This window comes from Nonomuraea sp. ZG12 (genome assembly GCF_052068115.1).
Lineage (GTDB): Bacteria > Actinomycetota > Actinomycetes > Streptosporangiales > Streptosporangiaceae > Nonomuraea.
In genome coordinates this window covers 289,323-308,223 of record NZ_JBQHCW010000007.1, presented here as the reverse complement: position 1 = coordinate 308,223, position 18,901 = coordinate 289,323, and the positions used below count along the sequence as shown (strand labels likewise).

Below are 18,901 nucleotides of genomic sequence, written 5' to 3'. Positions count from 1 at the left end.
CCTCACTCCAGGCGGCGCAGCAGGGCCTGCTTGGCCGTGCTGAATTCCTCGTCGGTGAGCACGCCGGAGCGGTGGAGCTCGCCCAGCTCCGCCAGATGGCGCAGGACGGTCTCCGTCTCGCCGGGCGTGCTCGGCGGCAGCTCGGCGAGGCCGAGGCCGAGGCCGCGGGGCAGGCGGGCGACCACGGCCGCGGCGACGAGCGCGGTCGTGCCGCCGAACTTCTGCACGCCCCAGGAGACGCAGCGCGGGTCCTTCTGCGGCGGCTTGGCGGGGCCCTCGCCCTTGAGGCGGAAGCGCAGGGAGCCGTAGCCCATGCCGATCAGCGGCTTCCACTCCACACCCACCAGGTCGGCCAGCGCGAACTCCTGCGGGCCGGCCTCGTCCTTGGTGCTGCTGGCGAAGGCGGTCCACTCCAGGCGCACCCGCTCGCCGTCGAAGTGGACGGTGCCGTCGCCCGCGGTGGTCACGATCGGCACCGCGGGGCCGGGCAGCAGGAACTCCTCGCTCGGCGCGTTCGGCGTCTGCCACACGGTCAGCACGTCACGCATCTCGTCGGCGAAGTATTCGGCGGCACCGGTGCGGCCCTTGGGGATCGCCAGCCGGTAGGGGTCGGCGGGCGCGGTGAGGGAGCCGGCGACCGCGTCGGTCAGCGGATCGGCTCCCTTGCGCAGCCGTAACCGCAGGTGCCCGCCCTTGCGGGAAGGCTCGAACGTGGCGCCGGCGATCGCCTCGATCGGGATCTCCAGCTCGCCGAGCGTCTTACGCAGCTCGTGCACGTCCTTGCCGCTGCCCGGCACGATCCGCAGGGTCTCGCCGTCGAACGTCCACACCCCGTCGGACACCGCCATCTCGGCCATGCCCTCCAGCCTAGGACAGCGCGGCGGGCGGCGTCGCCGTCAGGCGGGCGGCCGGAGCCGGGCCAGACGGTTGCGCACGCCGTCGAAGTGGGCGTAGACGGCCGCCATCGCCTGCGCCTTGTCGCCCGCCAGCACCGCCGTGTAGATGTCGCGGTGGCGCCGGACCACGTCGTCAGGCGTCTCGTCGGGTGCGCCGAGGTGGTCGCGGAGCTGGTGGTAGACGTCCCAGAACGCGCCCAGCAACTGACTGACGACCGAGTTGTCCAGCGGCCGGTAGAGCAGGTCGTGAAAGAGCCGGTCGGTCTCCGGCGAGACGGCGTCGACCTGCGCCTCGGCCTCCATGCGGGCGATCACGTCGGCGACGGGCGACAGATCGGCGTCGGGGCCCAGGTCGATGAGGCGCTGGACCAGGCCGATCTCCAGGATCTCGCGGATCTCGATGAGGTTGGCCAGCGCGTTGCGGCCGTCCTGCAGGGTGATGCGGCTGTGGAAGGCGAGCTCGTCCACGAGGCCGGCCAGTGACATGCGGCCCACGAACATGCCGAAGCCGTGGCGGATGTCGACGATGCCGACGGCCTGCAACGCCTTGAGCGCCTCCCGGATGGAGTTGCGGCTGACGCCCAGCTCCTCCATCAGCTCGGACTCGGTGGGAAGCGGGGCTCCCGCCACCAGTCCGCGCTGGAGGATGAGCTCCTTGACGCCCTCCTGGGCCTCGACGGCCCGGCTCGGCCGGGGCCGGGGGCGCGGGACAGCGGTCATGAAGGATCCCTTTCTCCAAGGACTTTGCGTAACATTCCGGAAACCTCCTGTTGACCCAAGCCCTGCTTGCCATCTAGCGTCCACCAGTACGCACAACATAGGACATGGGATGTCCCACGTTCTACGATAGCCGCCCCGAGCGGCCCACCGCAGGTAGCAATACTGCACCAACCCCCCGGGAGGCATCCGTGAGCTCTGAGTTCAGCCGCCGCGACTTCCTGCGTTACAGCGGAGCGACAGGCGCGGCCGCGATCATCGCGTCCACGCTCGCCGCCTGCAGCGGAGGACCGGCCTCGACCGGCTCCGTCGGCGCCGGATCGAACAAGGACCTGATCACCGCCGTCATCGGCTACGGCAACGACCAGAGCTGGGACCCGACGCAGACGGCCTCGGCCTTCTCCATGGCCGGCATCACCCACATCTACGAGGGTCTGCTCGACACCGACCCGATCACGCGGGAGCCCTACGCCGCGCTCGCCACGGCCCTGCCCGCGGACACCAGCGCCACCACGTGGACGTTCACCCTCCGCGAGGGCGCCAAGTGGCACGACGGCAAGCCGGTCACCGCCGACGACGTGCTCTTCACCTTCGAGCGGATCCTCGACCCCGAGGCCAACGTGCTGGTGGGCAACTTCTTCCGGTCCTGGCTGCAGGAGGTCAAGAAGGTCGACGACCGCACGGTCGAGCTCGTCTTCAAGTACGCCTTCCCGGACGCGGCGCCCAGGCTGACCATCGCCAAGATCATGCCCAAGCACGTCTTCGGCCAGCCGGGCGCCTGGGACCAGGCCAAGGGCGGCAAGGCCGTCGGCTCGGGACCGTACAAGCTGGTCCAGCACAACCCGAAGTCCAACACCTCCTTCGAGGCGTTCGCCGACTACAACGGGCCGCGCCCGGCGACGGTCAAGAAGATGAACTGGCTGACGATCGTCGACGCGGCGGCGCGGGTCGCCAAGATCTCCGGCGGCTCGGCCGAGGCGCAGATCGCCGACAACATCCCGTACGCCAACGTGGACCAGCTCAAGCAGCAGGGGCTCACGGTCGAGGGCGGCGCGGGGATGAACCACATGTTCCTGATGTTCAACACCGCGACCAAGCCGTTCGACGACGTCCGCGTGCGGCAGGCGCTGCACTACGCGATCGACAAGCAGAAGATGATCGACGTGGCGCTCAAGGGCCACGGCACCGCCTCCAGCTCCTTCCTCAACGAGGGGCACCCCGACCACAAGCGGGCCTCGGTCGTCTACGACTACGACCCGGACAAGGCCAAGGCCCTGCTCAAGGAGGCCGGGGTCGACAACCTGACGGTCAACCTGATGGCCGTGAACGTGAGCTGGCTCGCCGACTGCCTGCCGACCATCGCCGCCTCGTGGGACGCCATCGGCGTCAAGACCACGCTGGAGCCGCAGGACACCGCCGCGCTGTTCACGAAAATGGACCAGTTCCAGGACTATCAGGTGGTCGCGGCGGCCTCGAACCCCAACCAGTTCGGCATGGACGCCGACCTGATCCTCCGCTACAACTTCGTCGAAGGCGGCCTGTGGATGAAGTACGCCCACTTCGACGGGACCAAGGATGCGAAGGCGCTGTTCAAGCTGATGGACGAGGCCAGTCAGGAGTCCGACAAGGCGGCCAAGGCCACCAAGGTCCAGAAATATCTGGATGTGATCGCTGAGCAGGCCGTCCTCTACCCCGTCGTGCACACCGAGCTGATGACCGCCTGGGACCCCAAGAAGATGTCAGGTGTGCGGGCGCAGGCTTACCCGGGCATCAATCTGCTCCAGGCCAAGCGCACCTGAGTCGCCATGGTCCTCATCGCCAGAATGCTGCTGCGGCGGGTCCTCATCCTGGTCCCGCTGATCCTCGGCGTCATCGCGTTCGTCTTCATCGTGATGCGCTTCTCCAACAGCAAGCCGGAGTACGCCTACTTCCAGGGTGCCAACCCGACCGCCGAGCAGATCCACCAGTTCCAGGTCGAGAACGGCCTGCTGGACCCGCTGCCGCTGCGCTACCTGCGCTTCGTCGGCGACCTCCTGCAGGGCGACATGGGCACCAGCGTCCTGACCAAGAAGCCGGTGATCGAGTCGATCACCACGGCCCTGCCGCTGACGCTCCAGCTCACCTTCCTCGGCCTGGCCGTGGGCATCGTGCTGTCGCTGGTGCTCGGCGTGGCCGGCGCGCTGTTCCGGGACCGCTGGCCGGACCAGGTGATCCGCATGGTGTCGCTGATCGGCGTGGCGGCGCCGTCGTTCTGGCTGGCGTTGCTGATGATCCAGTGGCTGGCCGTGGGCGAAGGGCTGTTCCCGACGGGTGGCTACATCAACCCGGCCGACTCCTTCCCCGGCTGGCTGCGCTCCATGACGCTGCCCGCCCTGTCGCTGTCGTTGCCGATCGCCGCCCAGCTCATCCGCATCATCCGCACCTCGATGGTGGAGGAGCTGGACCGCGACTACGTGCGCACCGCGATCGGCAGCGGCCTGCCGCCTATCGTGGTGGTCGGCCGCAACGTGCTGCGCAACGCGCTGATCAACCCGCTGACCGTGCTCGGCCTGCGCATCGGCTACCTGATCGGCGGCACCGTGGTCATCGAGACCATCTACGGCCTGCCCGGCATGGGGCAGCTCATGATCAACGCGGTGCGTGACGGCGACCCCGCCGTCGTGCAGGGCGTGGTGCTGACGATCGCGGTCGGCTTCATGGTCGTCAACCTCGCGGTCGACGTCCTCTATCTGCTGGTCAACCCCCGGCTCAGGAGTGCCGCATGAGACGAGGACTGACAGAGCGCCTGGCCCGGCCCGGCATGACGTTCAAGAGGCTGCCCCCGCTGTCGTGGGTGGCGGTCGGCATCGTGCTGGTCGTCGTGCTGGCGGCGCTGTTCGCGCCGCTCATCGCGCCGCACTCGCCGTACTTCCAGAACTCGCTCGGCGGCGGCCCCTCCGCCGACCACTGGATGGGACTCGACAGCGCCAACCGCGACATCTTCTCCCGGCTGTTGTACGGCGCCCGCTGGTCGCTGATCATCGGCCTGGGCGCGACCGGCCTGGCCCTGGTGACCGGGGCGATCATCGGCGCGGTCGCGGCCACCTCCCGCAGGGCCGTCGACGAGACGATCATGCGGCTGCTCGACGTGATCATGGCCTTCCCCGGGATCGCGCTGGCCGCGGTGCTGGTGGCCGTGTTCGGCGGCAGCATCACGGTGCTGGTCATGGCCATGGCCTTCCTCTACATGCCGTCGGTGGCCCGGGTGGTGCGGGCCAACGTGCTGGCCCAGTACGGCGAGGACTACGTCGCGGCCGAGCGCATCATCGGCGCCCGCACCCCGCACATCCTCATCAAGCACGTCGCGATCAACTGCGCGGCTCCGGTGCTGGTCTTCTGCACGGTGATGGTGGCCGACGCGATCGTCTTCGAGGCGTCGCTGTCGTTCATCGGCGCCGGCGTACGCCCCCCGGACCCGTCCTGGGGCAGCGTCATCGCCGACGGCAAGAACCTCGTGCTGCTCGGCGGCTGGTGGGGCACGGTCTTCCCCGGCCTGCTCATCCTGGTCACCGTGCTCGCGCTGAACATCCTGTCCGAGGGCATCTCCGACGCGTGGGCCGCCCCGGCCGCCCGCCGCGCGGTCCCCAAGGCCGAGGACGCCTTCGAGCGGGCCGAGCCGGGCACCGGCCGGATCACCGAGCTGCCGGGCCTGGCCGAGGCCGCCCGGAGGCTGGCCGAGCGGGCCCGCCCGCTGCCGCAGGGGCCACCGATCCTGTCGGTGGCGAACCTGCGCATCGGGTTCGACGCCGGGGTGGACATCGTCGACGGCATCAGCTTCGACGTACGGCCGGGCGAGGTCCTCGGGCTGGTCGGCGAGTCGGGCTGCGGCAAGTCGCTGACCGCACTGACGGTCATGGGCCTGCAGCCGGGCAACGCCCGCGTCAGCGGTGACATCACCTTCGACGGCGAGCAACTGCTCACCATGTCCCGCAAGGCGCGCAGGAAGCTGCTCGGCCACGACATGGCCATGATCTACCAGGACGCGCTCTCCTCCCTGAACCCGGCCATGACCATCAAGGCCCAGCTCAAGCAGGTCACCCGCCGGGGCGGCCGGCGCACCCCCACTGAGCTGCTGGACCTGGTCGGCCTGGACGCGCGCCGCACGCTCACCTCCTACCCGCACGAGCTGTCCGGAGGGCAGCGGCAGCGGGTGCTGATCGCGATGGCGCTGTCCCGCGAGCCCAAGCTGATCGTCGCCGACGAGCCCACCACCGCCCTCGACGTGACCGTCCAGGCGCAGGTCATCGAGCTGCTGCTCAGGCTGCGCGAGGAGCTGGGCTTCGCGCTCATCCTCGTCTCGCACGACCTCGCGCTGGTCGCCGACGTCACCGACCGCGTGGTGGTCATGTACGGCGGCCAGATCGTGGAGACCGGCACCACCGCGACCCTGGTCGGGGCGCCGGCCCACCACTACGCCCGGGGGCTGCTCGGCTCGGTTCTGTCGCTGGAGTCGGGGGCCGAGCGGCTCACGCAGATCCGGGGGGTGGTGCCGTCACCGGCGGACTTCCCCGCGGGCTGCCGGTTCGCCGACCGGTGCCCGATGGCCACGGCGGTGTGCCGTACCGACGCCCCGGCGCTGGAAGGCGACGCCCGCCTGCACGCGGTGGCCTGCCACCACCCGGCGGTGCTCCTCGACGAGAACCAGGACACGCGGGGGAGTGAGCAGCATGCTTGAGTTGAAGGACGTGCACGTGGTGCACAAGGCGCGCTCCGGCGGGATCTTCTCCCGCGACCGCGTCTACGCGCTGACCAGCGCGAACATGACCATCGGCGCCGGTGAGACGGTCGGCGTCGTGGGGGAGTCCGGCTGCGGCAAGTCCACGCTGGCCAAGGTGCTGGTCGGCCTGCAGCCGCCCACGTCGGGGACCGTGTCCTTCCGCGGCCGGGACCTGTGGGCGCTGAAGGAGAGCGAACGGCGGGCGGCGATCGGCTCCAGCGTCGGGATGATCTTCCAGGACCCGTCCACGGCGCTGAACCGCCGCCTGCCGATCAGCCAGGTGCTGCGCGACCCGCTCAACGTGCACCGGCGCGGCACTCCCGCCCAGCGCGACGCCCGCGTACGCGAGCTGCTCGACCTGGTCGGCCTGCCCGCCAGCGCCGCCGACGCGCTGCCCAGCCAGCTCTCCGGCGGCCAGCGGCAGCGGGTGGCCGTCGCCAGGGCGCTCGCGCTGGAGCCCGAGCTGCTCATCGCCGACGAGCCGACCAGCGCGCTGGACGTGTCCGTGCGGGCCCAGATCCTCAACCTGCTGCTCGATCTGAAGGAACGGCTCGGGCTGGCGCTGGTGTTCGTCTCGCACGACATCCAGACCGTCCGCAGGATGAGCGACCGGGTCATCACCATGTACCTCGGCCGGATCGTCGAGCAGACGCCCGCCGAGGTCCTGCCCCTGGGGGCGCGGCACCCGTACACCCGGGCGCTGTTCTCCGCCACCCCGGGTCTGATCTCGCCGATCAACCCGATCCCGCTGGTCGGCACGGTCCCCTCGGCGACCAGGCCGCCCAGCGGCTGCCCGTTCCGCACCCGGTGCTGGCGGGCCGACGACGCGTGCGCCGCCTCCTGGCCCGAGGCCGGCGCCGGCGACGAGCACCTCTACCACTGCCACCATCCGGTAGCGGCGGGAGCCACAGACCTTCAACTGATTCAGGAGCGCGCATGACGACGGCAGGAACCCCCACGCTGAGCGGTGTCATCCCCCCGGTGTGCACCCCCTTGACCCCCGAGGGGGAGGTGGACGCCGCCTCGCTCGCCAGGCTGGTCGACCACCTGGTGGCGGGCGGTGTCGACGCGCTGTTCGTGCTGGGGTCCTCCTCGGAGGTGGCCTACCTCACCGACGCCCAGCGCAAGGTGGTGCTGGACACCGTGATCGGCCATGTCGGCGGGCAGGTACCGGTGCTGGCCGGGGTGATCGACATGACGACGCCGCGCGTGCTCCAGCATGTCCGGGTCGCGGTCGCGGCCGGGGCGTCGGGCCTGGTGGCGACGGCGCCGTTCTACACGCGCACCCATCCGGCGGAGATCCGCACCCATTTCCGGGGCATCGCCGCCGGCGGCGGGATCCCGCTGTACGCCTACGACCTGCCGGTCTCCGTGCACACCAAGCTGACCGCCGACCTGCTGATGGAGCTGGCGGCCGAGGGGGTGCTGGCCGGGGTGAAGGACTCCAGCGGCGACGACGGCGGGCTGCGCCAGGTGATCCTCCGCCGCGAGGCGCCGTTCAGCGTGCTGACCGGGTCGGAGGTGACCGTGGACTCGGCGCTGTGGATGGGCGCCGACGGCGTGGTGCCCGGCCTGGGCAACGTGGATCCTCATGGGTACGTGAACCTCTTCAGATCCGCTTCGCAAGGCGACTGGGAGGCGGCCAGGCGGGAGCAGGAGCGGCTGGTCAGGCTGTTCGAGATCGTCCACGTCGGCGGCACCCGGATGGGCGGCAGCTCTTCCGGGCTCGGCGCGTTCAAGGCGGCGCTGCACCTGCGCGGCGTCATCGACCACCCGGCCACGGCGACGCCGCAGATCCCGCTGAACGCCGACGAGATCGGCCGGATCGGCAAGCACCTGGCGGTGGCGGGCCTGCTGTAGCGCGGGCCGTCGGTGGCGGCCGGCCCGTGGTGGGCCGGTCGCCGTGGTGCGCTCTGTCAGTGCTGTCCGGCCGGCGCTGTCCGGCCGGTGCTCTCCGGGTCAGCGTTGTCCGGCGAGCTCGGACACCTCCTTGGCGCCTTCCTCGATCAGCTTCGCACCGAGCTTGGTCAGCGCCCGCCCGACGGCCAGTTCGTCCCCGATGCCGGGCACGGGCGGGTCGTCCGGGTTGCGGCGGGCGTGGGCCACGCTCTCGTGCCGCTTACCCTCAGCGGTGAACAGCACCGCCGTGGCGGTGGTGACGGCGTCATCGTCGTCCTCGCTGATCCAAATCTGTACATTCCACTGTTTGTACTCCATGTTCACCACCTCCCTCCTGCAAGCCCTTCCCCCAGTACGGCCGGGTAACGTCCACGGTGCTACCGGCTGACGCCGTCGCCGCCGCGTTCGAGCAGGCGCAGGTCGTCGCGGCGGGGCAGCGACTCCCAGTCGCCCTGGGACGTCACCGCGAACGCCCCCGCCGCGCACGCCGTCCCCAGCCGCCGCTCGGGGGCCGCGCCGGCCAGCCAGTCGGCCAGCCACCCGGCCGCGAACCCGTCCCCCGCCCCCACCGGGTCGACCTCGGTCACCTGGTACGGCTCCGCGCGGAGCAGGCGTCCGCCGGACCACTCGATCGCGCCCTGGGAGCCCAGCTTGACCAGTACGTGCCCCGGCCCGAACGCGCCCAGCGCCCGCGCCAATTCGGCCGGATCCACCCCTCCGTCAGCCGGCCGGGGGTCGTCGGCGGTGATCAGTCTGCCCTCCGCCTCGGTGGCGAACAGCACGTCCACCTGGCCGATCATGTCGCGTAGCCAGGCGCCGGCCTCGTCGGGCGGCCACAACGCCCTGCGGTAGTTGATGTCCAGGGAGACGGTGACCCCGGCGGCGCGGGCCACGGTCACCGCGTGCCGCACGCTCTCCCGGCAGGAGGCGGACAGCGCGGGGGTGATCGCCGTGAGGTGCAGCACCCGGGCGTCCCGGATGAGCTCGGGGTCGAGGTCGGCCGGGGTGAGGCGGGAGCCGGCGCTGCCCTGGCGGTAGTAGCTGACGTCGATGTGGTCGGCCGTCCGCCTGCCCTTGATCATCAGGCCGGTCGCCGCCTCGTCGGGGATGGCGCGCACGTCCACGCCCTCGCCCGCGAGCGTCGAGCGGATCAGGTCGCCGAACTCGTCCGCGCCCACCCGGCCGATCCAGCGGCAGGAGTGGCCGAGCCGGGCCACGCCGATGGCGACGTTCGACTCGGCGCCGCCCAGACCCAGGTCGAAGTCACGGGCGAAGCGCAGCGGCCCGGTGCGCCGGGCGGCGAACAGCGCCATGGTCTCGCCGAAGGTCACCAGTTCGGTCATCCAGGGGAACTACCCATCTTCTGAAGGATGCGGCCGGAGGTCAGGACTTCGAGGGGCCGTCGAGGACGGCGATCTCGTGCTCATCGCCGGGCGCGAGGAAGCGCAGCAGCCGGCGGCCCTCCTCGGCCACCGCCTCCAGGTCGGCGATCGGCTCCCACTGGTGGATGGTCAGCGTGGAGGCGCCCTTCGCGCGGGTCACGGTCCAGTCCCCGGCGGTGAAGCCGTCGACCAGGATGACGCGTGGCATCACGTTGGTGCCCATGAAGCCCTGCAGCGCGGCGAAGCCGGCCTCGGTGATGACCCTTGTCCGGTCAGCATGTGACAGGAAAAGGTTGTCGAAGTCATACATCAATCGCACGGGTGCCGAAATTTCGGCTGAAGGTCGTACAAGGTGGGGAAGGTCGTACAAGGTGCGGCCGGACTCGTCGCGGAACCGGAGCAGATCCATGGATTCCACCACCTCGGCCAGCCGCGTCAGGCCCGACCAGGTCTGCACGTCCATGACCGAGGACGGGCCGAACGCCGACAGATGCCGGATGACCAGCTCCTCGGCCGTCATCGGCGGCATGTCGAACCCGAGCCACGACTCGGCGCTGGTGTGCGCGATCGGCCCGCTCCTGCCCCACAGGCCGCGCGGCGGCACCTGCACCAGCGGCACCAGCCAGCGCACCACCTGGCCCAGCGCGTGCGGGTCGTTGCCGGGCCAGCGCTCAGCCAGTGCCCGGCCGAGCGCGGCGAAGGTCATCGGCTCGGCCTCCAGCAGCGACCGCCCGTGGGCCGCGAGCTCGTCGAGGTCCACGCCGTCGAGCTTTCTGACGAAGGTGGTCCTGGTCATCCGCTCGGTGACCACCTGCAGCAGCGGCCGCATCGCCAGGCAGTCGCGCGCGGTGACCAGGTGGATGGTCGAGCGCTGCAACGCGATGCGCACCAGGGCGCGCGACTCCAGCAGCTTGGCGGCGTCCGCGGCCCGGAAGCCGGCGATCCGGTTCCACAGGCCGGTGTACCAGGTGTGCGGGGTCTGCGCCTGGAGGCCGCCGACCTGTTCGACCGCCTCGGCGATGGGAAGATCGGTGCGGCTCAGCAGGAACTGCCGGTCAAGGGTCGCTCTGTTCAGTTCCCTGCGGGTGAGGAGGGGGTCCATGCCGTCCAAGGTAGGGGCTGTCGCGGCAGGTCTCGTGCCGCGATGATCCATCCTTCGTTTCCTGGTCGTAATGATTGATTTTTCAATCATCCAGCGCGACACCTGACGCCCAGTGCACTCTTGTGTCTCATGAGTTCTCAGACATTACCGCCCATTGAAGCGCAAGCCGAGGAACAGCAGGCCCAGGGTCCCAAGGAGCGGGGCAGCGTCCTCGAAATCTTCGAAAGACTCGGCACCGTCGTCGTGCCGGTGGCGGTGGGGCTGTACGCCCTGCTCCACCTGGGCTTCCAGAGCGTCTACGACACCTTCGGCATCACCCCCGAGCAGGCCGGGATCGATCAGTCCACCATCCTGGGCCGCCTGATCGCCACGCTGATCCTGCTCGTCCTGGTCCTCCTGCCGCTGGCCGGGATGGTGGTCGGCGTCGGCTGGCTGCTCAACGTGATCACCCGTGGCTGGGCCGGCCGGATGCTGGACCGGGGGCGCGAGCGGCCGTGGCTGGCCGCCACCGTCGGCGCCCTGCTCTCCGGCACCGCCTATTGGGGTCTGCTGACCATGGTCGGCATCACCGGGACGCCCGTGCTGATCACCATCGTGGTGGTCGCCCTCTTCGGCTACCTGATCCCGTACCGGCTGCTGCGCCGGCGGCCCTCGGGAAGGGCGGGCATGCGCGTGCTCATCAGCGCCCTGGTGGGCATCGGGCTGGGGTTCGTGCTGGTCGGCTGGATGACCGAGGGCGCGGAGGACATCTACGAGCACGGCAACGGCAACATCGTGCTCACGCTGGCCGGCTTCCCCAACCAGTGGGCCACGGTGTCCGACGGCGACGGCAAGGTGCTCACCCCTGACGATCGCTGGCTGGTGCTCGGGCAGGACGGCGGGTCGTACACCTTCTATGACTGCGGCAAGATGGCCACCGTGCGCCGCCCGATCGAGGCCACCATCCTCACCGAGGTCGTGCTGGACCCCGACTTCAGCGAGGGCGGCACCGAGAAGGTCGAGGACTGCGGCTACGACAACAAGTGATCAGCACATCTCCCGATAGCCCGCCTCGGGGATGAGCCTGCGCCACTCGTCCTCGCTGAGCGCACCGCCCGCTCTGGCGCACACTTCTCGTACGGCGAGCGCCGGGTCCACGGGGCCGCCCGGCGGCGCGACGGTGGCGGAGACGTCCAGCGAGACGACCGAGCCGTGGCCGGTCAGGTAGTGCAGGGTCCGCCCGTCGCCGGAGAAGACGTAGTCGTGACCGGGGGTCTGCGGGACGAGGGTCGCGAGCAGCCGCCGGTCGTCCGCCCGCCACAGGCGCACGCCATCGCCCGAGGGGATGGCGAGCAGCCGGCTGTCGGGGCTGAAGGCGGGGGCGCCCAGCGGGCCGAAGTCCCATCCGGGGAGGGCGCGGGTGCCGGTGCCGATCTCGGTGCCGGTTTCGGTGCCGGATACGCCGATGAGCGCGGGCCGGGCGCCCGCGACGGCCAGCAGTCGCCCGTCGGGGCTGAAGGTGAGGGGTGGGGCGTCGCCGTCCGTCCGCGGGGTGACCTGGACGGTGCGGCTGACGGCCCGCCCCGGCACGTCCCACAGCTCCACCCGCCCGTCCGGGCCGGAGACGGCGGCCCTGCGCCCGTCCGCGGACAGCGCCACCTGCGCGTCGGCCACCTCGAACACCGGCCGGTCCTGCGCGTACAGCACGGTCCGGTCGCCGTTGGTGATCGTGAACGTCGCCTCCGCCGCCGGCAGCCCGCCCGAGATCGCCACCCGCCGGCCGTCCGCCGTCTCGGCGTAGCGGCCGTCGGCGCTCAGCGCCGCCGTTCCGGACGGCGTCGGGTACATCGCCAGCAGCCGCCTGCTCGGGATGTCCCAGTGGGTGACCGCGCCACCGGCCCACCTGATCAGGTCGTCGCCGATCAGCCGGTAGCTCGTCTGGAAGCTCGCGGCGGGGTCGGTGAACACGCTCAGCTCCGGCTGGGACAGCGACGCCTGCAACGCCTCGCGGGCCTCGACCACCGGCGCCAGTTTCCAAGCCGCGACGCTGAGCCGCATCGCCGCCTGCGGGTCGGCGGTGCGCAGCGACTCGGCGCGGGCCGCCACCACCCGGGCGTTGGCCTGGCTGAGCACGTCGCCCTGATCCAGGGCGCTCCGCACCGCGACGGTGGACACGCTCACGGCCACCGCGACGGAGGCGGCCAGCACCGCCACGGCGGGCAGTCTCGCCCACCGGCGTCCGCGACCGGCACGCGCGCGCTCGTCGGCCACCCAGGCGCGCAGCCTCGGCCAGGCCCTGTACAGCGCGGCGCTCACCGGCACGACACCGTCGCCGTCGACGGCCACCAGCGTGCCCAGCTCGCCCTCGGCAGGGGGAACGCGGACGCTGCGCCGGACCAGCAGCCCCGCCTCGGTGAGCCGGGCCAGCGTCCCGTGCTCGTCACGCGGGGCGGGACCGTTCATCAGGGCGAGCAGCAGCCCCGGCAGCTCCAGCCGCTGCGGTAACGAGAGCGTGGCGTAGATCTCCTCCGCCACCTCGCCGAGGGGGCGCGGCCCGGCGGGCCCGTCCGGCGGGGGCAGCTCCAGCGCGGTCTCGACCAGCAGCTCGCGGGCCGTGGGACGGGCCGCCGGGTCCTTGGCGAGGGCACCCGCGACCAGCTCGCGCAGCGCGTCGGGGAGCATGCTCACGTCGGGATCGACGGTCAGCAGGCGGTGCATGACCTCGCCCAGGCTCCCACCGCGGAACGGGTCCTCGCCGGTGGCCGCGTACAGCACCAGGCCGCCCCACGCGAACACGTCGGACGCCGCGCCCGCCGGCTGCCCCGTGAAGACCTCGGGCGCCAGGTAGGTGCGGGTGCCGCCGACCGCGCCCGGCCCGCCCACGCCGATCACCTTCGGCCCGTCGCGGGTCAGCAGCACCTTGTCCGGTCTCAGGTCGTGGTGGGTGAGCCCGGCCGAGTGCAGCGCGTGCAGGGCGGCGGCCACGTTGCCGGCCAGGGTGACGAGCCGCTCGCCGGAGTAGGGGCCGTGCCGGGTCACCGCCTGCCGCAGGTCGGGGCCGTCGGCGAACGCGCAGACGACGTACGGCACCCGGCCGTCGAGCCGGACCTCGACCACCTCGGCCAGATGGCGGTGCGCCACCCGCCGGATCGGCGCGAGGTCACGACAGGGCACCCTGACGGCGAAGCGGCGGCCCTGGTCGTCGTAGGAGTCGTAGACGATGCCGCGGCTGCCCGCGCCGAGCCGGCCTGCCAGCCAGTAGCCGCCAAGCTCCTCGGGGTCGCCGGGCATCGAGCGTGTCATCGAAGGCTTAGACGCACGTGGGAGAGGATTGGTTGTCGGTGGCCTCGGAACCCCACAGGCCCCCCGCGCGCCTCGGGGAGCCCGTGGATAATGATCATTATGGCAGGGTCTGGGATCTTGCCTGCCAGTCCGGCCGCAGCACCGACATGATCACCGAGTCGTGCCACTCGCCGTCCCAGCGCAGCGCGTCGCGGAGCACCCCCTCCTCCACGAACCCAGCCTTCTTGTAGACATGCCTGGCCCGGTCGTTGAAGGAGAAGACGTCGAGGCTGATCCGGTGCAGCGGCGTGGTGCCGAAGGCGTGGTCGAGCACCAGCTCGATGGCCTCGCTGCCGTAGCCCTTGCCGAAGGCACGCGAGCCGATCAGCGCGATCCGCAGGTTGCACGACAGGTTGGCGGTGTCGAGCTCGTTGAGCACCACCTCGCCCACGTAGTCGTCCGCCACCATGATCGCCAGATCGAGCCGGTCGTCCTGCTCGCCCCTGGTGGCGTACCAGTGGCGGCCCGCCTCGGGGGCGATCTCGCCGTGTGAGCCGGTCAGCCGCCGCACCTCCGGGTCGGTGACCAGCTCCTGCAGCCCTTCGGCGTGCTCGGGGCCGACCGGCCGCAGGGTCACCAGCTTGCCCACCAGCGTGGGCTTGGCGGCGAACATCATCCGGTGGGCACGCCCAGATCCCGCAGCGCCGCCTCCAGCACCTCCTCGGGTCTCAGCACGCCGACGTCATAGGTGAGATCGCTCACTTCACGGAAGAAGTGACCGCGACGGGCCCGCATGGCGGTGGGGGAGAAGTCGGGGCGATGGTCGCTGGAGCGCATGCGCTCGGTGAGGATCTCGTCCGACGCGTCGAGCCAGATGACCACCGCCTCCCGCATGGCCGTGCGCACCACCGGGTCCTCCAGGGTGCTGGCGGCGGCGGCGATCACCTTCGGCTCGCCGGCGAGCTCCTGCAGCACATGGTCGGACTCGCGCGCGTGCAGGGTCTCGGCGCCCTCGGAAGCGGCGATCTCGGCCGCGCTCCCGCCGTAACGGGCGCGCAGAAAGGGGTCGCTGTCGCTGAACGGAAGCCCGAGGGCGTCGGCTATCAGACGCCCAGCGGTGGTCTTACCGCTTCCCATCAGGCCGATCACCACGATTGGTTTGTTTTTCCACATGTGGATAGAGGTTCCTCGTGCCAAGGAGGTAAATCAAATGACCATCGCCGGAAGCATCATCCTCATCATGCTCGGCGCGATCCTCACCTGGGCCGTCGAATTCGATCTCGCCGGCCTTGACATCAACATCGTCGGCGTCGTCCTCATGCTCGGTGGCGTGGTCGGAATGCTGTTCGGGCTCTACCGGATCAGCGTCACCCGCCGCGCTGTCGGCCCCATCGACGAGCCGGTCCACCGTCACGAGGTCTACGAAGATCCCGAGACGCGCAGGACCACAGTCTACGAGGAGCGCAGGCGCGTCGACGAACCCCCGCTGTGAATCAGAATCAGACCGCTGGAAAATCAGGAGGTGAAGCTGACATGCCTGCCGAGCAGGAACTGCCGTCGACCATCCGACGCTCGCCGAAGAAGGCGCAGGAGACGTGGATGAAGGCGCACGACTCGGCTGTGGACGAGTACGGCGAGGGGCGGCGCGCCCACATGACGGCCTTCGCCGCGTTGAAGCACACATTCGAGAAGGTCGGCGACCACTGGGAGCCGAAGGCGCGCAAGGGTCCCTCGGACGAGGGCGCGAAGGATCGTTCGGGCCGGACCGACGAGGGCGTCAACGCCAACGCGACCAAGGAGCACCTGCAGGGCGTGGCCGCGGAGCTCGACATCCGCGGCCGGTCGAAGATGACCAAGCAGGAGCTCGTGGACGCCATCAAGAAGGCCAACCGGCGGGCCACCGCCCAGGCCCGCCGCTGACCCCTCTCACAGCGGCCGCTTCCCCAGCGGCCGCTCTCACAGCGACCGCTTGACCGCCGCGACCACCGCGTGGCGGTCTATGCGGGCGTCCGAGAGCTGCTCAGCCGGTGTCGCCGACCCGGGCAGCCCGTGCACCGCGAGCTTCACGACCCTCGGGCCGAGCTCGCTCACCGCGTCCAGCACCGCGTCGCCCAGCCCGCCCTCGGGCCGGTGGTCCTCCACGGTGATGAGGTTGCCCGTGGTGGTCGCGGCCTCCGTCAGGGCGGCCGCGTCGATGGGCTTGACCGAGTACATGTCCAGCACACCGACCTGGATGCCCTCCTCCGCCAGGAGGTCGGCCGCGGCCAGCGCTTCGTGCACGGTGATCCCGGCGGCCACGATCGTGGCCCGGTCGGACGGGGAGTGGCGCAGCACGCGTGAGCCGCCCACGGGGAAGTGCTCGCCCGGCTGGTAGATCACCGGGGTCGCGCCGCGCGTGGTGCGCAGGTACGCCACCCCGTCCAGGTCGGCCAGCTCGGCGGTCAGGGCCGCCGTCTGGTTGGCGTCGCACGGATAGAGCACGGTGCTGCCGTAGACGGCCCGCATCATGGCCATATCCTCCAGGCCCATCTGCGACGGCCCGTCCTCACCGATCGACACGCCCGCGTGCGAGCCCACCAGCCGGATCGACGACCGGCTCACCCCCGCCATCCTGATGAAGTCGTACGCCCTGGTCAGGAAGGCGGCGAAGGTGACGGCGTACGGGATCCAGCCGCGCACCCGCATGCCGACGGCGGCGGCGACGAGCTGCTGCTCGGCGATGTACATCTCGAAGAACCGCTCGGGGTGGGCGGCGGCGAACTCCTCGGCCTTCGTCGAGTCGGCCACCTCGCCGTCGAGCACCACCACGTCCCCGCGGGCGGCGCCGAGCGCGGCCAGCGCCTCGCCGAACGCGGCCCTGGTCGCGACCTCGTCGCCGACCTTGAACTCGGGCAGCGTGAGCTCACCGCTCTCGAACCGGTACGGCGCCGCCCGGCTCACCGGGGGCTGGACCTCGACGGTCAGATTCCGTGACCCGCCCAGCTCCTCGACCGCCTGCTCCGGCTCCTTCAGCGCCTTGCCGTGCGCGCCCTCGCGGTTCTCGACCTCGACGACGCCCTCGCCCTTGCGGGTCTTGGCCAGGATCACGGTGGGCCGCCGGCGGGTGTTGCAGGCGTCGCCCAGCGCGAAGTCGATCTGGCCGGGATCGTGCCCGTCGATCTCGATCGTGTGCCAGCCGAACGCCCCGAACCTGCGCGCGTACGCCCCGATGTCCCAGCCGTGCCGGGTGGGGCCGCGCTGGCCGAGCCGGTTGACGTCCACGATGAGCGTGATGTTGGCCAAACCCTCGCTGCCGGCGTGCTCGGCGGCCTCCCAGACGGACCCCTCGGCCAGCTCGCTGTCACCACTGAGCACCCAGACGTGGTACGGCACGCGTTCCAGACGCCCGGCCATCGCGATGCCGACACCCACGGGCAGGCCCTGCCCCAGCGACCCGGTGGCGACGTCCACCCAGGGCAGTCGCGTGCTCGGGTGACCCTCCAGCCTGCTACCGCGTTTGCGGAAGGACAGCAGCTCCTCGTCGCTGACCACCCCCACGGCCTTGAACAGCGAGTACAGCAGCGGCGAGGCGTGGCCCTTGGAGAAGATCAGGTGGTCGTTCGCCGGATCGTCCGGCCGCCCGAAGTCGTAGCGCAGGTGGCAGGAGAACAGCACGGCCATCAGATCGGCGGCGGACATGGACGAGGTCGGATGACCTGATCCAGCGGCGGCGGCCGCGCGTACGGAGTCGACGCGCAACTGCGCGGCCAGCTCGCTCAGAAACTGGAGATCGTGTTCAGGCATCAGCCCTCCTTGATGGCCGCTGTGCTGGTTGATGCTGCGTTGATTCAGAGGCCTCGACCGCATTTATGGCTATTACCGTGAAAAGTCAGGACTTGGTGCGGAGGGAGAGCGCCAAGGCCGCCGCCGCGCCACCCACCGCGACCGCGACCGCGACCGGCTTGCGATGCTGGGAGAGCCAGAGCTGGGGGCTGCGCGCATGACTGCGCTCGTCGAAGCTGCCGCGCGCGCCGTAGTCCTGCGCCTCGTCCGCCGGCTCCCACAGGTTGGAGACGTCACTGGCGGGCTTGTCGGGGGTCTGCTGCGACTCGATGCCGGTCCTGGCGAGATACCGGTCGACCAGGGCGGGCGCGACGCGCTGGGCGAGCAGCGTGGCGGCGGTGGTGACGCCGACCCAGTACTCCTTGCGCTCCGGGTGCGCGGCCGCGTACACGATGCCCCGCGCGGCGACCTCCGGCTGATAGATGGGCGGCACCGGCTGGGGATGGCGGCGCAGCTTCGACAACACCCAGTCGAACTGCGGGGTGTTCACCGCGGGCAGCTGGACCATGGTGATCTGGATGCCGCTGCGCTCGGCGAGCAGCTCCGTCCTGACCGACTCGGTGAACCCCTTGATGGCGTGCTTGGCCCCGCAGTACGCCGACTGCAGGGGAATGCCGCGATAGGACAGCGCGGAGCCCGTCTGGACGATCGTGCCACGGCCGCGCGGGCGCATCAGGTCGAGCGCCACCCTGGTGCCCCAGACGTAGCCGAGGTAGGTGACGGCGGTGGTGCGCTCGAACTCCTCCGGCCGCACGTCGGTGAACCGGGCGAACACCGAGGAGAACGCCACGTTGATCCACACGTCGATGGGACCCAGCTCGGCCTCGATGCGTTCGGCCGCCTGCCGTACCTGCTCGTAGTCCGCGACGTCGGCTTCGTACACCTGCCCGACGCCGCCCGCTACGCCCACGTCGACCGCCGCCGCTCCCAGGCCGGTCGTGCCCCGCGCGATCAGCGCGACGTTGGCCCCGTGCGCGCCGAGCTCGCGCACGACGGCGCGCCCGACGCCCCCGCTCGCTCCCGTGACGACGACCACCTGCCCGCTGAGGGGGTGTGCTGACATGCG

Annotated in this window: 18 protein-coding genes; 8 read left to right on the top strand and 10 right to left on the bottom strand. The window is 71.0% G+C overall.

Annotated elements, in window-relative coordinates:
- Positions 1 to 2: 2 nt before the first annotated feature.
- Entirely contained in the window at positions 3 to 857 is an 855-nt protein-coding gene (locus ACTMTF_RS22160) for a DUF4429 domain-containing protein (RefSeq protein WP_441112404.1), read from the bottom strand.
- A gap of 39 nt (positions 858 to 896) precedes the next feature.
- On the bottom strand, positions 897 to 1,616 hold the full coding sequence (locus ACTMTF_RS22155) for a FadR/GntR family transcriptional regulator (protein WP_397004789.1): 720 nt from the start codon (positions 1,614 to 1,616) through the stop codon (positions 897 to 899).
- A gap of 188 nt (positions 1,617 to 1,804) precedes the next feature.
- Here ACTMTF_RS22155 and ACTMTF_RS22150 point away from each other — a divergent pair, with 188 nt between their 5' ends.
- From ACTMTF_RS22150 to ACTMTF_RS22130, 5 genes are read left to right on the top strand one after another with little or no spacing between them, the layout of a single operon-like run.
- The gene (locus ACTMTF_RS22150) at positions 1,805 to 3,412 is read left to right on the top strand and encodes an ABC transporter substrate-binding protein (protein WP_441112403.1); all 1,608 of its coding nucleotides are present in this window, start codon (positions 1,805 to 1,807) and stop codon (positions 3,410 to 3,412) included.
- Positions 3,413 to 3,418: 6 nt separating this feature from the next.
- On the top strand, positions 3,419 to 4,378 hold the full coding sequence (locus tag ACTMTF_RS22145; protein ID WP_441112402.1) for an ABC transporter permease: 960 nt from the start codon (positions 3,419 to 3,421) through the stop codon (positions 4,376 to 4,378).
- A complete protein-coding gene (locus ACTMTF_RS22140) occupies positions 4,375 to 6,327 on the top strand; it encodes a dipeptide/oligopeptide/nickel ABC transporter permease/ATP-binding protein (RefSeq protein WP_441112401.1) in 1,953 nt (650 codons plus the stop codon). Before ACTMTF_RS22145 ends, ACTMTF_RS22140 begins: the two co-directional genes overlap by 4 nt.
- The gene (locus tag ACTMTF_RS22135; RefSeq protein ID WP_441112400.1) at positions 6,320 to 7,309 is read left to right on the top strand and encodes an ABC transporter ATP-binding protein; all 990 of its coding nucleotides are present in this window, start codon (positions 6,320 to 6,322) and stop codon (positions 7,307 to 7,309) included. Before ACTMTF_RS22140 ends, ACTMTF_RS22135 begins: the two co-directional genes overlap by 8 nt.
- Positions 7,306 to 8,229 (top strand): dihydrodipicolinate synthase family protein, encoded by a 924-nt coding sequence (locus tag ACTMTF_RS22130; protein WP_441112399.1) that lies wholly within the window; start codon positions 7,306 to 7,308, stop codon positions 8,227 to 8,229. The genes ACTMTF_RS22135 and ACTMTF_RS22130 overlap by 4 nt, the downstream gene beginning before the upstream one ends.
- 99 nt (positions 8,230 to 8,328) lie before the next feature.
- Here ACTMTF_RS22130 and ACTMTF_RS22125 read toward each other — a convergent pair whose 3' ends face one another.
- The 3 genes from ACTMTF_RS22125 to ACTMTF_RS22115 are packed head-to-tail and all read right to left on the bottom strand — an operon-like array spanning position 8,329 to position 10,752.
- Positions 8,329 to 8,586: a dsRBD fold-containing protein gene (locus ACTMTF_RS22125; protein ID WP_441112398.1), complete on the bottom strand. Its 258-nt coding sequence runs from the start codon at positions 8,584 to 8,586 to the stop codon at positions 8,329 to 8,331.
- Positions 8,587 to 8,645: 59 nt separating this feature from the next.
- Entirely contained in the window at positions 8,646 to 9,611 is a 966-nt protein-coding gene (locus ACTMTF_RS22120; RefSeq protein WP_441112397.1) for a sugar kinase, read from the bottom strand.
- A gap of 40 nt (positions 9,612 to 9,651) precedes the next feature.
- Positions 9,652 to 10,752, bottom strand: a complete 1,101-nt coding sequence (locus ACTMTF_RS22115) for a winged helix DNA-binding domain-containing protein (protein WP_441112396.1) — start codon at positions 10,750 to 10,752, stop codon at positions 9,652 to 9,654.
- 129 nt (positions 10,753 to 10,881) lie between these two features.
- On the opposite strand from ACTMTF_RS22115, the gene ACTMTF_RS22110 reads away from it, so the two are divergent.
- Positions 10,882 to 11,778, top strand: a complete 897-nt coding sequence (locus tag ACTMTF_RS22110) for a hypothetical protein (protein ID WP_441112395.1) — start codon at positions 10,882 to 10,884, stop codon at positions 11,776 to 11,778.
- Here ACTMTF_RS22110 and ACTMTF_RS22105 read toward each other — a convergent pair whose 3' ends face one another.
- From ACTMTF_RS22105 to ACTMTF_RS22095, 3 genes are all read right to left on the bottom strand, one after another.
- Entirely contained in the window at positions 11,779 to 14,034 is a 2,256-nt protein-coding gene (locus tag ACTMTF_RS22105; protein WP_441112394.1) for a protein kinase domain-containing protein, read from the bottom strand. It lies immediately after the preceding gene.
- A gap of 97 nt (positions 14,035 to 14,131) precedes the next feature.
- Positions 14,132 to 14,689 (bottom strand): GNAT family N-acetyltransferase, encoded by a 558-nt coding sequence (locus ACTMTF_RS22100; protein WP_441112393.1) that lies wholly within the window; start codon positions 14,687 to 14,689, stop codon positions 14,132 to 14,134.
- Positions 14,686 to 15,150 (bottom strand): shikimate kinase, encoded by a 465-nt coding sequence (locus ACTMTF_RS22095; RefSeq protein WP_441112392.1) that lies wholly within the window; start codon positions 15,148 to 15,150, stop codon positions 14,686 to 14,688. Before ACTMTF_RS22095 ends, ACTMTF_RS22100 begins: the two co-directional genes overlap by 4 nt.
- 73 nt (positions 15,151 to 15,223) lie before the next feature.
- On the opposite strand from ACTMTF_RS22095, the gene ACTMTF_RS22090 reads away from it, so the two are divergent.
- Positions 15,224 to 15,505, top strand: a complete 282-nt coding sequence (locus tag ACTMTF_RS22090; RefSeq protein ID WP_397004763.1) for a hypothetical protein — start codon at positions 15,224 to 15,226, stop codon at positions 15,503 to 15,505.
- A 41-nt stretch (positions 15,506 to 15,546) separates the two neighbouring features.
- Entirely contained in the window at positions 15,547 to 15,933 is a 387-nt protein-coding gene (locus tag ACTMTF_RS22085; protein ID WP_397004761.1) for a ChaB family protein, read from the top strand.
- Between the two features lie 36 nt (positions 15,934 to 15,969).
- Here ACTMTF_RS22085 and ACTMTF_RS22080 read toward each other — a convergent pair whose 3' ends face one another.
- Together ACTMTF_RS22080 and ACTMTF_RS22075 are read right to left on the bottom strand one after the other, a co-directional pair.
- The gene (locus ACTMTF_RS22080) at positions 15,970 to 17,796 is read right to left on the bottom strand and encodes a transketolase (RefSeq protein WP_441112391.1); all 1,827 of its coding nucleotides are present in this window, start codon (positions 17,794 to 17,796) and stop codon (positions 15,970 to 15,972) included.
- A gap of 85 nt (positions 17,797 to 17,881) precedes the next feature.
- Complete coding sequence (locus ACTMTF_RS22075; RefSeq protein ID WP_441112390.1) at positions 17,882 to 18,898, bottom strand: SDR family oxidoreductase; 1,017 nt, start codon at positions 18,896 to 18,898, stop codon at positions 17,882 to 17,884.
- Positions 18,899 to 18,901: the final 3 nt, after the last annotated feature.

What these genes read in the sequence shown, in the direction of transcription:
- ACTMTF_RS22160 (WP_441112404.1), bottom strand. Translation starts at nt 857, where the DNA reads ATGGCCGAGATGGCGGTGTCCGACGGGGTGTGGACGTTCGACGGCGAG.
- ACTMTF_RS22155 (WP_397004789.1), bottom strand. Translation starts at nt 1,616, where the DNA reads ATGACCGCTGTCCCGCGCCCCCGGCCCCGGCCGAGCCGGGCCGTCGAG.
- ACTMTF_RS22145 (WP_441112402.1), top strand. Translation starts at nt 3,419, where the DNA reads ATGGTCCTCATCGCCAGAATGCTGCTGCGGCGGGTCCTCATCCTGGTC.
- ACTMTF_RS22140 (WP_441112401.1), top strand. Translation starts at nt 4,375, where the DNA reads ATGAGACGAGGACTGACAGAGCGCCTGGCCCGGCCCGGCATGACGTTC.
- ACTMTF_RS22135 (WP_441112400.1), top strand. Translation starts at nt 6,320, where the DNA reads ATGCTTGAGTTGAAGGACGTGCACGTGGTGCACAAGGCGCGCTCCGGC.
- ACTMTF_RS22130 (WP_441112399.1), top strand. Translation starts at nt 7,306, where the DNA reads ATGACGACGGCAGGAACCCCCACGCTGAGCGGTGTCATCCCCCCGGTG.
- ACTMTF_RS22125 (WP_441112398.1), bottom strand. Translation starts at nt 8,586, where the DNA reads ATGGAGTACAAACAGTGGAATGTACAGATTTGGATCAGCGAGGACGAC.
- ACTMTF_RS22120 (WP_441112397.1), bottom strand. Translation starts at nt 9,611, where the DNA reads ATGACCGAACTGGTGACCTTCGGCGAGACCATGGCGCTGTTCGCCGCC.
- ACTMTF_RS22115 (WP_441112396.1), bottom strand. Translation starts at nt 10,752, where the DNA reads ATGGACCCCCTCCTCACCCGCAGGGAACTGAACAGAGCGACCCTTGAC.
- ACTMTF_RS22110 (WP_441112395.1), top strand. Translation starts at nt 10,882, where the DNA reads ATGAGTTCTCAGACATTACCGCCCATTGAAGCGCAAGCCGAGGAACAG.
- ACTMTF_RS22105 (WP_441112394.1), bottom strand. Translation starts at nt 14,034, where the DNA reads ATGACACGCTCGATGCCCGGCGACCCCGAGGAGCTTGGCGGCTACTGG.
- ACTMTF_RS22100 (WP_441112393.1), bottom strand. Translation starts at nt 14,689, where the DNA reads ATGATGTTCGCCGCCAAGCCCACGCTGGTGGGCAAGCTGGTGACCCTG.
- ACTMTF_RS22095 (WP_441112392.1), bottom strand. Translation starts at nt 15,150, where the DNA reads ATGGGAAGCGGTAAGACCACCGCTGGGCGTCTGATAGCCGACGCCCTC.
- ACTMTF_RS22090 (WP_397004763.1), top strand. Translation starts at nt 15,224, where the DNA reads ATGACCATCGCCGGAAGCATCATCCTCATCATGCTCGGCGCGATCCTC.
- ACTMTF_RS22085 (WP_397004761.1), top strand. Translation starts at nt 15,547, where the DNA reads ATGCCTGCCGAGCAGGAACTGCCGTCGACCATCCGACGCTCGCCGAAG.
- ACTMTF_RS22080 (WP_441112391.1), bottom strand. Translation starts at nt 17,796, where the DNA reads ATGCCTGAACACGATCTCCAGTTTCTGAGCGAGCTGGCCGCGCAGTTG.
- ACTMTF_RS22075 (WP_441112390.1), bottom strand. Translation starts at nt 18,898, where the DNA reads ATGTCAGCACACCCCCTCAGCGGGCAGGTGGTCGTCGTCACGGGAGCG.